Annotated in this window: 6 protein-coding genes; 4 read left to right on the forward strand and 2 right to left on the reverse strand. The window is 39.9% G+C overall.

Annotation, left to right across the window (positions count from 1 at the left end):
- Position 1: 1 nt before the first annotated feature.
- On the reverse strand, positions 2–1,381 hold the full coding sequence (locus M1D52_RS17760) for a family 43 glycosylhydrolase (RefSeq protein ID WP_437393390.1): 1,380 nt from the start codon (positions 1,379–1,381) through the stop codon (positions 2–4).
- Positions 1,382–1,412: 31 nt separating this feature from the next.
- Here M1D52_RS17760 and M1D52_RS17765 point away from each other — a divergent pair, with 31 nt between their 5' ends.
- Complete coding sequence (locus tag M1D52_RS17765) at positions 1,413–1,583, forward strand: hypothetical protein (protein ID WP_437362968.1); 171 nt, start codon at positions 1,413–1,415, stop codon at positions 1,581–1,583.
- Positions 1,584–1,620: 37 nt separating this feature from the next.
- Here M1D52_RS17765 and M1D52_RS17770 read toward each other — a convergent pair whose 3' ends face one another.
- Positions 1,621–5,745, reverse strand: a complete 4,125-nt coding sequence (locus M1D52_RS17770) for a hybrid sensor histidine kinase/response regulator transcription factor (protein ID WP_437393389.1) — start codon at positions 5,743–5,745, stop codon at positions 1,621–1,623.
- 267 nt (positions 5,746–6,012) lie between these two features.
- On the opposite strand from M1D52_RS17770, the gene M1D52_RS17775 reads away from it, so the two are divergent.
- The 3 genes from M1D52_RS17775 to M1D52_RS17785 all read left to right on the forward strand — a co-directional run bounded on the left by M1D52_RS17775 (position 6,013) and on the right by M1D52_RS17785 (position 12,394).
- Positions 6,013–7,242: a glycoside hydrolase family 5 protein gene (locus M1D52_RS17775; RefSeq protein WP_437393388.1), complete on the forward strand. Its 1,230-nt coding sequence runs from the start codon at positions 6,013–6,015 to the stop codon at positions 7,240–7,242.
- Between the two features lie 284 nt (positions 7,243–7,526).
- Positions 7,527–10,715 carry a SusC/RagA family TonB-linked outer membrane protein gene (locus tag M1D52_RS17780; protein ID WP_437393387.1) on the forward strand — a complete coding sequence of 1,063 codons (3,189 nt, stop codon included), beginning with the start codon at positions 7,527–7,529 and terminating at the stop codon, positions 10,713–10,715.
- Positions 10,716–10,804: 89 nt separating this feature from the next.
- Positions 10,805–12,394, forward strand: coding sequence for a RagB/SusD family nutrient uptake outer membrane protein (locus M1D52_RS17785; RefSeq protein WP_437393386.1), 1,590 nt, complete (start codon positions 10,805–10,807; stop codon positions 12,392–12,394).
- The last annotated feature ends 10 nt before the right edge of the window (positions 12,395–12,404 follow it).

A 12,404-nucleotide genomic window follows, 5' to 3' on the forward strand; every position in this document is an offset into this window, starting at 1 on the left:
ATTAGTAAATGTTCCACTCCCAAATGCCAGCAATTCCCTTTAGTATTTTAATCCTCAAATACCGACATCTTTTATCAATTAAATCGGTATGAGGTGACTGCATTCTTGCTTCTTCACTTCCCCCACACTTCTCCCAGACCTTACCATCCGTTGAGACTTCAAGCAGATAAGCGTGACCCGCAGTAGGGCGTACAAAATACACCTCACTGCGACGGATCTGTTGGACCGATGCCAAATCCACAACAATCCATTTCGCAGAATCCCCTTCATTTGCCATCCATCGTGAGCCATTTGCTCCATCGGTAGCAAAAGAAGGAACAAAATGTTCCGTTCGTTGAAATAGGGAGTCTTTCATTGGCTCGATCGCTAATGGTTCCGAAACGCTCGAAGCATAAACCTTAACTATCTGTATCTTCTTTTCCTGTTTCCCTCCTCGCAGAGCCCCCACTCCCTTCATTGTAAGGTCTACAGGACGGATAGTTCCATCTTCATTGAATTCGAGTCGGTTTACATAAGTTTGACGATTTGTACTCCGCCGTCCGAACTCTAGAAAAACGAAATAATAATCGTCCGTTCCCTGAAGATTGAAAACGCTTCCGTGTCCAGGACCGAAAATTCCCTCTTCGTAATTTGTAGTGGAAATTATATCCTGTGCCGGATATTCAAATGGTCCTAAAGGAGAAACCTTGCTCATTACATACGCATATTGGTATTTTTCATCTCCTCCAATTGTATATAGATAATAATATATGCACTTCCTTTTAAAGAAAATAGGCCCCTCAGAATACTCTTTATGAGGTGTGGAAATGACATGTACGGTAGTGTCAACGGTTATCATATCCTTACCCAGCTTGGCCACATGTCTGCGCCCCCAGAACACATAAGCTTGACCGTCATCATCAACAAATATTTCGGCATCAATGCCGCTTGGATCTATGGTTTGCAGTAATGTCGAAGAGGTAAATGACTCATTGAACTCATTTTTTCCACGGGCCAGACTAAATGGGCCAACAGGACTATCTGCCACTGCTGGATACATATAGCCGTTAATCGTTGGGTATATGTAATATTTGCCGTTTGCAAATACGGCTTTGCTAGGTGCCCAGTATTTTTCTTTGACCGCAGAAGGAAAATAAGTACCCTCAAAACTCCAGTGGATAAAATCCCGTGACTTCCAAACAACCGGTGGCCCCGAAGTTTCAAGTCCTTGGCCATAACCATCTGTTGTCGCATAACAATAAAACATACCATCTATCTCCTGGACGCTTGCATCCGCAATCATATCAGGTATTAAGGGATTACCAAAAGGATTTTTAAGTTGCGCCTTTATTTGTATTGTTAAGAGTACTTCTATCACCAGATAGATGAAAAATTTTTTCATTTCAATTGTTTTCTTTTCCAGTCACTTTAAAATGACCGCTACAAAGCTACGTCGCTTTACGCTTTTAGTGGCATTAATTGGTTTCTATACGAGTGCCAAAGATACACAAATTAGCATGCTGCCCTTTGTTGCTTATCGACTTATTATTGCACTTTACCGATTTCTCTATCTACAACAATACGCTAAAGGTAATGACCTGTAGTTCTTACTACCCTGATTTCGAACTTCTGTTTAGCGCATCATTTCTCGTCTCTTTTTAACAAGTTCTTTTTATACTCATTGGGTGTAACACCAAATTCATCCTTAAAATATTTTCTAAAATATTTGGCTTCATTAAATCCTACCAAAAGGGAAATTTCGCTTACATATAGCTGGCTTTTTGCGAGTAAATCTGCGGCTCGTTTTAAGCGAATAAATCGAATAAATTCGGATGGGGTCTTATCGGTCAATGCCACTATCTTTTTATAGAAATTAACCCTACTCATTCCCATTTCTTTGCATAAATCCTCCACTAAAAAGTTGGGATTTCCTATATTCTCTTCCGCTATAGATACAGCCTTCTTTACGAATTTCTCATCCATTGAGACAATTTCGATTTTGCCAGGGGATATATCAACCTTTGCTTTGAACCTGCTTTGCAATAGTTTTTGCTTCTCAATAATCTTTACGATCTTCAGTTTAAGAATCTCAATGTTGAATGGTTTAGAAATATAGTCGTCTGCTCCCGCTTCAATGCCGGAATATCTGTTTTCGTCGGATGATTTTGCGGTAAGCAATATAACGGGGATGTGTGAAGTACGCATATCCTCTTTTATTTTTTTGCAAAACTCATATCCGTCCATTTTCGGCATCATTAGGTCACATAGAATCATTTCAGGCCATTGATCAAGCACTATACCATAGCCTTCTTCCCCATCGTTAGCTGTAACAATACGATAATCGTTACAAAACAGACCGGTTAAGAAGCTACAGAAATCCTGATTATCGTCAATAATCAAAAGTAATGGCAAGCCGTTATTTTGTGGCAATTTATTCAAATCAGCCATAGCATCCAAGGATGTTTCATTTTTTACGCTTCCGGGATAGATGACATCTTGGTTTTTCAAGATGTCCAATGTGGTATTTGTCATAGGAATTAATACCGTAAATACGGACCCTTTTCCTACAACGCTTTCAACATATATTTCACCGTCATGAAGCTTTACGAATTCGCTAACGAGATGCAATCCTACTCCCGTACCCGGAATACCATGTACCTCAGCACTCTCGATACGAAAAAAACGCTCAAAAATTTTACCGAGATATTCCGGTTTGATGCCCGTCCCAGTATCTGACACCTGAAAGCAGAGCTGCTTTTCTATCGCTTTATTACTAACTTTTTCGGAAAGAAAAATGCTGACATCGATATGTCCTTCACGTGTATATTTAAACGCATTGGAAATTAGGTTTACAATGATCATATACATTTTTTCCCTATCAAACTGCATCGACAAATCTTTCTGAAAAGTTGTAAAGGTGAGTTTAATAGATTTTTCGGCAGCCAGTGGAGAAAAAGACGCGCAAATATCTTTAGCAAATTCTATAATATTTCCTTTAGATAAATTCAAGGCCAATTGATTTTGATCAAGCTTTCTAAAATCAAGTATTTCATTTACCATATCTAAAAGCCTTCGCGCATTCTTATACATCATGTTTAAAGTCGACTTTTCATCTAGACTTATAGTAGACGTCAGGAGCTTTTCCAACGGGCTGATTATTAATGAAAGCGGTGTTTTAAACTCATGGCTAATGTTTGTAAAAAATTTAAGTTTCAGTTGATCGACCTCATGTAATTTTTCTGCTTCCAACAGCCTTTGTGCGTGCTCGAATTTTTCTTTTTGCTTGTTCAGCTTATGTTTTATGAATAATGTAATTAAAAGGCCGGCGGTAGCGACATAAATAGTCCACGCCCACCAGGAAAACCAAAAGGGCGGTCTAACAATGATCTTTAGGATTATTGGTTTTTCTGACCAAATATTGTCTTCGTTTCCTGCGTATACTTTAAGCTTATAGGTACCTGCATTGAGATTGGAGTATGATGCTGCGCCAACACCATTCGTTATCTCTCTCCATTGCTTTTCTAAGCCCTCCAACATGTATTTATATTTATTTTTTTCAGGATGGATAAAGCTGAGGCCGGAGAACTGAACAGTGAAATTGGTTTCATCATGTTTAAGAATGATCTCGTCTAGATCGACTATTGATTTATTAATAATGATGCGCCCGTTATAATACACATGGGGCTTGATCACTTGACCGGCTATTAAAAGATCCGTGAATCTAGGTGTAGGAACAAAATTGTTTACCGGGATATCTCGTGGGTTAAATGCTATATAACCCTGGGTAGTACCCATGTAAATTATGCCCTTCTTATCTTTAAAGACAGCATTGGGATTAAAACTAGCGCTTGGCAACCCATCATTGATGTCAAAAGAAATAATAGCTGGTTTAAGCTCCGGCATTTTACGGTTGAAATAGATACGATTCAGTCCATTACTTGTTCCGGCCCAAATATTTCCATCACCATCTTCCACCAAGGATCGCACATCGTTGCTTGACAAGCCATTGTTAGTGGTTATGCGATAAAACGTCTTTACCTTGGGATCATAAATGTTAATTCCATTTTTAGTTGCCGTCCATACCAAACCCTCGGAATCAGTCATCAATTGAGGTACAGGCGTTCTCGAAACCGAGTCCTGAAGCTTAGAATCGGCAAAAAAAGGAACAATTTCATTTTTCTTGTAAATCCGATAGATGCCTATGTCTGAACAAAAGTAAATCTTTTTAGAAGCGTCGGTAAAAGTTGACAGGATGAAATCTGAACGTAGTGGGCTATTCTCCCTATTATAATGTGTGAACACCTTTCGCTCAGGATTCAAACGATTGATTCCCCCGCCAAGTGTGGCTATCCATAAATTATGATCATGATCTTCCGCTATACCATACACACTTTGGTTGGATAAAGAATTGGAATTGTTTTTATCAAATCGGTATTGTTTAAAACCTCGATTCTTATATGCGTTTAAGCCGCCTAAAAATGTACCAATCCAAATTGTTCTTTGACTGTCCTCGAAAATCGAGGTGATAATGTCAGACGATATACCTTGTTCATCGTTCGAGTTGGCACGAAAGCGTTGCATACTTCCGGATTGTTCGTTATATTTTATCAAGCCTTTACCATTGGTACCAACCCATAAATTGTCTTGCTGATCTTTATAAAGGCTGCTACAATCAAAAACTTCTGCATTTCGAATAAATAGGTAATATAGGGGCGATTTCCAAAATTTAAACATGCTGGGATGATAGTAAGACACACCGTTTTTATAGGTGCCTGCCCATACGATACCATCATTATCACAATAAAGACTGATAATCGAATTTTGACTCAGCGAATATTTATTATAAACATTATTTTCAACGATACGGATTGTCTTACGTTTTTTATCATAAATATTTATCCCCCCATGATCAGTACCTATCCAAATCATACCCTTCGAGTCTTGTATAATACATCTTGCGAAGCTATGAGAAAGTGCAGGGTTGGTGTCCACGCCTAATAAAGTCCAATTATTTTGTTTCAAATTGAAGAATAGGGCTCCTTTATCATTAATTCCAGGGTATACCCAAATGTCTTTATCTGCGTCTATGAAAATATTTTTGGGTATGATAGAACTTTTTAACTTTTCTTTTATATAGGTATTTCGGATCTCAACTGCTGCAGTCTTTGTGTTGACCCGCTCTAAAACACCATCCTTGTGCAATACCCACATAAAATAATCTTGAATTTTCATATCAGTAATGGGAGATGGAACAAGATCTTTTGCATAGGGTGATTGTTTAAAAAGCGATATCTTCTTTGCTCCTACGTCGTATTTGTAAATTCCTTTTCCGAAGTAGGCTACATAAAAATTTTTGTCTTTATCCACTTGTACGGAAATAGGATATGGAGGTAATCCCATCTTGTTTAAAACAGAATCGATATTGCTCGTAAATGATTCCGTACGCCAATTATAGAATAGGAAAGTGTTTCCCTGTAGCCATAAATTGCCATTCGCGTCTTCGACAATCTTGCTCAGGTTCTCATATAGATAGCTATTAGTGCCGTTTACATCACTATTAAATGTCTTAAATGCGATACCGTCAAAGCGATTTAAACCGGTACTTGTGCCGAACCAAACGAAGCCTCTACTATCTTTAAATATACTAAGCACTTCGTTACCAGACAGCCCATTTCTGTTATCAAAGTGAGCGAACTCATAAGGTTGAGCATAGGTGAATACAAATTCAAATAAAAATATTATTAATAAAAATGTCGGTTTCCTCATCGGTTAGCTGATTCGGTAAATAGCGTACGCAAAATAAACAAATAGTATCAAGTAAATCGACAGCTAATCATTTTATCCTGTAATTAGAAACATATGATCCCCTTGCAGAGAAATACTGATCCCCTATTGCATACATTTCATCATCTGCTCGTGGTTATCTCCCGCTATTTTTGTTTCAAAGGAGCCTTGATGGTTTTAAAGCGATTGCTATACACGGTATCGTGAAGCTCCCAATTATAAACATTCTTTAATCTAATTTCTTAACTTATGAAGAGAAAAATTCTATGCGGAATTATTCCGGTATTCTTAATGCTTTCCTGCGCCAAAATTCATGAAACCGCTTCTCCTGGGAATAAAACAGCGGTAGCGTCTAAACTTGCGTCAACGCGTCAGCAGCAAATACCGCCAGATATGAGCGGAATGAGTAGTAATGCCTTTCAACTAGTTTCCAAGATGCATGTGGGATGGAATCTCGGTAATACATTGGAAGCGATTGGCGGAGAAACCTATTGGGGAAATCCGCTCACTACGGAAGCCATGATTAGGGCCGTTAAAAGTGCGGGAATTAACGCTGTCCGCCTTCCCTGTTCCTGGAATCAATACTTAGAGGATCAAACAACTTATAAAATAAAAGAAAGTTGGTTAGCGCGTGTAAAGGAGGTAGTCGATTATTGTGTAAACAACGATATGTATGCCATATTAAACATCCATTGGGATGAGGGATGGTTAGAAAAAAATTGTACGCCCGAAATGCAAGAATCGGTCAATAAAAAACAAAAAGCCTTATGGGAGCAGATTGCCGTTTATTTCCGTGATTATGATGAGCATTTACTATTTGCAAGCAGTAACGAGCCCGATGTAAAAAACAGTCAAGAGATGGCCGTCCTTCACTCCTATTATCAAACATTTGTTGACGCGGTACGCAATAGCGGAGGCCGAAATACCTATAGAAATTTAATTGTCCAAGGCCCTGCCACAAACATTGATTTATCGGACGAACTGATGACTTTGCCCCATGATCCAACAGGAGCAGGTAGAATGATCATGGAAGTACATTATTATGCTCCTTATAATTTCTGTCTGATGCCGAAGGATGAAGATTGGGGTAAAATGTTCTATTTCTGGGGCGAGGAATTTAAAAATTACGCGGTGGGTGAGTATGAGGGCCGTTGGGCAAACTGGGGCGGAGAAGATTATGTACGCGAACAATTCAGTAAAATGAAGCGCAGATTTACCGATCAGGGCATCCCGGGAATTGTTGGCGAATTTTGTTCTGTTAGAAGGACCTTTAGCGATCCGACTATCCAGAAAGCGCACGATGAATCCAGAAACCGTTTTCATGCGTGCGTGGCTCAAGAGGCGAAAAATGCCGGATTTACACCGTTCCTGTGGGATGTAGGGGGAGTTTTAGATCGTCGCAACAATATGGCGGTAATTGATCCATATATCTTCTATGGTTTGATGTGGGGAGCAAATGCGGGTAGATATCCATTTTAACATCCATTAAATGTTAAATTTTATCAGCGCCCAAGGAAAAACCTTGGGCGTTATGCGCTTAAAGGACTTTAGAAAATTGATTAATAGTACAGGCTTATTGTACTGAACCCGATTTGAAAATTTGGCATCCAACCAGTGTATGCAAGAGCTGATAAAATTTAAAATTAACATTTCCGCATCATATCTATAACATTCTATACCCTCCTGTATTTGATCCTGTATTTAACTTTACCGACCCAACTTGGGTAACAATAAAACCAAAACTGTTATAAACTTAATTAACGATGAACTTAAACAAATTACCTGAAAAAGGTTTTTTGCCTGTAATCAGGCCTTGGAAACAGACGATCCTGTATCTGTTTTTTTATTTGAGCCTAACGCCCCTGTTAGCGCAAAATACAAACAACCTGCGTGTCACAGGAATTGTAACCAATCGAAGCAATGGAGCGAAACTTGCTGGTGTATCTGTGCTTGTTAAGGGTACTACTAATCGTGCACGTTCCGATGAAAATGGCAAATATGCTATTGAAATCACTCAAGGTAAAACATTGGTATTTTCTTATTTGGGTTATGTTACACAAGAATTAGTGGTAACGAACCCTGTTCTTGATGTGTCTTTAGAAGAGAACACACAAGCATTAAGTGAGGTTGTTGTTGTCGGATACGGAACGATGAAACGTAGCGATCTCACTGGATCTGTGATTACCGTTACTGCCGACGATATAAGCAAATCCGTCAATACTTCCTTAGACCAGGCCTTGCAGGGAAGAGTTGCCGGAGTTGCCGTTACACAAAACTCGGGTGCTCCAGGCGGAGGTATATCGGTAAGCATTCGCGGAACAAACTCATTTAGTGGCAATGAACCCTTATACGTCATTGATGGTGTGCTTATTGATGGTAACACGCGCGACAATTCCAGCGCATTATCTTCAATTAACCCCGCAGATATCATGTCAATGGAAATTCTCAAAGACGCTTCAGCTACAGCCATTTATGGAACAAGGGCTGCAAACGGTGTTGTGATGATAACGACCAAACGCGGGCAAGCAGGAAAAACAAAAGTTGCTTATGAAGGATACCTGGGATTACAACAATTACCAAAGACCTTAGACGTGTTAAACTTAAGGGAATACGCCACCTATCAGAATTTGCGCAGCAGCGTCATCGGATTTGGCGAAAGGGAAGAGTTCATGGATCCCTCTCTTTTGGGAGAAGGAACGAATTGGCAAAAAGAAATTTTCCGTACTTCAATGATGCACAACCATCAATTAAGCACTAGCGGTGGCACAGAAAATAATCGCTTTGCTATTACCGGAGGATACTTCAATCAAGAAGGTATTGCATTAGGATCAAATTTCACACGCTATTCGCTAAGGATGAACTTCGACTCCAAGATAAACAAATGGTTGAGCACCGGCGTGAGTGCCTATACTGCTCGACTTGAAAATGTAAATACGATTGACAACTGGGGAATTATATCATTGGCTATTAGGCAACTACCTGAAGTGCCTGCCAGAAATCCAGACGGGAGTTGGGGTTCGCAACAAGAGAACATGTATGGAACTTATTTTGCAAATCCGGTAGAAGAAGCCCTTACACGAGAAAACTACACGAAGGGTACACAGACCAATATAAGCGCTTTTGCTGATATTACCCCATTGAAAGATTTAGTTCTTAGAATAGAAGGAAATACTAGCTTCAATTACAATAATTCCTATCAATTTATACCTTCGTATGACTATGGGACTTTTAAGCAGCAATCTTCAGGTTCCCGGTCTGCTAGTAACTCGTCCTTTACCAACCTCAAAACCTATTTAACCTACTCGAAAAATTTCAATGACTGGCATAACCTTTCAATAATGGCAGGGCATGAAACACAAGAGAACAGATGGGAGTCGCTATCCGGGAGCCGCGTCAATTACTTTCTAAACTCTGTGCATGAGTTAGACGCAGGGGATGCAAAAACGGCTAGAAATAGCAGTTCGCGGTCGTCTGGAGCCATTGAATCCTATTTTGGAAGGTTAAACTACGGATTCCGCGATCGTTACTTAGTAACAGCTACCATTCGTAGAGATGGGTCCGATAAATTTGGCCGAAACAACCGATGGGGAACTTTTCCTTCTCTAGCAGCTGCTTGGAAAATGAAAAATGAATCATTTTTAAAGAATGCCAATGCGGTTGATAACCTAAAATTAAGGCTCGGTTGGGGCTTAGTGGGAAATCAAGCGGCAAGCGCCTATGCCTATGGTGTAACGATGGCGACTGCGGCGTCTATATGGGGAACGGGTTTTTATCCGGGAAACTTTGCTAATCCTGACTTAAAATGGGAAAAAACTAACGCTTATAACATCGGTTTAGATCTTAATCTTTTCAAAAACAGGATCGAATTCATTGCCGATGGTTATTTGAAGAAGATCGATAACTTACTTATGCAAGCAGTTCTTCCCGACTACATCAGTGGGCTGATTGCTGCCCCTTGGGTGAATGCAGGATCAATGACCAACAAGGGGTTGGAATTTACGTTGAATACCATCAATATCAATAAAAAAGGCTTCTTCTGGAAATCGGGGCTTAACTTCTCACTGAATAGAAATAAAGTAACCGATTTATATACGGAAACTGCGACCATATTGGGAAAGATCGGTGCTGAAACTTTTACCTATACCAAGGTGGGTGGCCCTGTTGGTCAGTTTTATGGCTACAAGGTAATCGGCATGTTTCAGGACGAAAGCGATTTTTATAAGAAAGATCAATACAACAATTTTGTGCTAGATGAAAGTGGTAACAGAATACCTATTGCACTCCCTAAAGACAAAAACATCGATGTAAACGGTATTTGGGTAGGCGACTTCATCTTCGAAGACCTGAACGGAGATGGGAAGATTGATGAGCAAGACCGCGATTTTATTGGAAACCCCCAGCCTAAATTTTTATTCGGCGTCAATAATTACTTCTCTTATAAAGGGTTTGATCTAAACATCTTTATTAACGGTGTATTTGGAAATAAAATATACAATCAACTTCGTAAAGATTTCACCAATCCAATGAATAATTCGGGCATGCTGAAAGAAACGACGGGCATAGCGATTATTGAACGAATAAATCCGGACGGATCTGATCAGGATATCGCAAATGTCAGAATTGCAAATCCAGATGCTACGATACAACGCATAACAGTGAGTGACGCAAATGACAACAGTCGCATGAGTGATCGTTTTGTTGAGGATGGTTCCTATCTACGAATTAGAAATGTCTCTTTGGGTTATACAATACCGAATAAACTACTATCTAAGTTACAGGTTGAAAATCTAAGAGTATACATGAATATCCAAAACCTATACACTTTTACCAAGTATAAAGGATATGATCCGGAAATCGGATCGTATAACCAAAGTGTATTACTCAGCGGTATTGATTATGCACGTTACCCCGCTCAAAGAATTTACACATTTGGATTGAACCTAACCTTCTAGCAAACACACTTAGTATCACAAAATCGAGCGACGTAATAATAGGATAATTATTTATACCGAATACTCGTCAGTCATAAAAAAATAAAGAGATGAAAAGATTATATGTACTTACCACGTTTATGTCAGCGCTGTTAATTGTCTCATGCAGTAAAAGCTTTCTAGATCGGGAACCGGAAGGTTCTTACGTTGACGCAACTTTTTACACATCGCCTGAAGCCCTCAAAGCTGCAACCGCCCCTTTATACAATCGGGCCTGGTTTGATTATAATAAACGGCCTGCCGTTGCTATTGGCAGCCTACGGGCAAACGATGCTTATAACCCTTGGATGAATCCTTCCTATACGTTGTTTACTGTAACATCATTAGATGATGGGCTGTCCGACTCGTGGAAATCTTTCTACGGAGTCATTACGATGGCCAATGCAACTATCGAAGCCATTAACAATAAGGCCAAGAATGTCACGGACGCTCAAAAAAATCTAGCAATAGCAGAAGCTCGTCTGATGAGAGGTATCTCTTATTTCTATTTACTTCGTACTTGGGGACCGATTATTCTGATTGAAAGCAATGAAGAAGTGATCAAGAACCCTTTATTGCCCCGCCATCGTGAAGAGGATGTCTTCCAATTTATCATTAATGACCTCTCATATGCCGTGGAGAACCTGCCACCGACATGGGATAAAGGGCGTGCGAACAGCTGGGGAGCTAAAGGAATGTTAGCAAAAGTTTACTTAGCCCGTTCCGGTTGGAAAAAAGGAGGAACGCGTGACGAAGCGGATCTGGCAAAGGCACGCGAATACGCAGGTGATGTATGCATGAATAGCGGGTTAGTCTTGTATCCGAAATATGAAGATTTGTTTAAATACAAACACAATAACAATCCCGAATCATTAATTGCTATGCAATGGGTACCATTAGGAGATTGGGGCGTATGTAATACGCTCTTGGCCGATTTAGCCTTTTCATCAGATGTAACCGGAGGCGTAAATGTTTGGGGAGGAGGATTAAATGGAACCATTGATATGTTGAAATTATACGAACGTTCTGATTCTTTGCGAAGAAATGCCACCTATTTCACACAGTACGCTCATTATCCATACATAAGTATCGACAAGGGGGGCTACACCTACACGGGAACAGGATCGTCTATTAAGAAAGGAGTTGTGGGCGGTCCTAATGACGATAATGATGGATATGTTCAATCGATGAACTCTCCGCTTAACACGTATATACTGCGTTTAGCAGATGTATACTTAACGTTTGCCGAGGCAAGTCTCGGCAATAATAATAGCCTGGACGGCGGGGAGGGTTTAACATACTTCAACAAAGTACGCGAGCGCGCTAAAATCGGACGAAAGACTGCTATTACGTTGGACGATATCATAACCGAAAGACGCATTGAATTCGCGATGGAATATAACAATTGGTACGATATGGTGAGCTGGTATTGTTATAAACCGGAAAAAATGCTGAAATATTTTAACGATCAGCAACGTGGGTGGACTACCGCTTCTATAACAAAAGATGAAGACGGGAACCTTGTTTTTGAAGAACCAACACCCCCTGCTACTCCGGTAGTCGTTACCAAAGATAATATTTTCTTTCCGTACCCGGAGAATGATCTGATACAGAACCCACGATTAAAAGAAGAACCTCAACCTTATACCTTTAACGAATAAAATGCTAAAA

The organism is Olivibacter sp. SA151 (assembly GCF_054130995.1).

Coding starts and splice junctions, on each gene's coding strand:
- M1D52_RS17785 (WP_437393386.1), top strand. CDS start 10,805: ATGAAAAGATTATATGTACTTACCACGTTTATGTCAGCGCTGTTAATT.
- M1D52_RS17765 (WP_437362968.1), top strand. CDS start 1,413: ATGACCGCTACAAAGCTACGTCGCTTTACGCTTTTAGTGGCATTAATT.
- M1D52_RS17780 (WP_437393387.1), top strand. CDS start 7,527: ATGAACTTAAACAAATTACCTGAAAAAGGTTTTTTGCCTGTAATCAGG.
- M1D52_RS17775 (WP_437393388.1), top strand. CDS start 6,013: ATGAAGAGAAAAATTCTATGCGGAATTATTCCGGTATTCTTAATGCTT.
- M1D52_RS17770 (WP_437393389.1), bottom strand. CDS start 5,745: ATGAGGAAACCGACATTTTTATTAATAATATTTTTATTTGAATTTGTA.
- M1D52_RS17760 (WP_437393390.1), bottom strand. CDS start 1,381: ATGAAAAAATTTTTCATCTATCTGGTGATAGAAGTACTCTTAACAATA.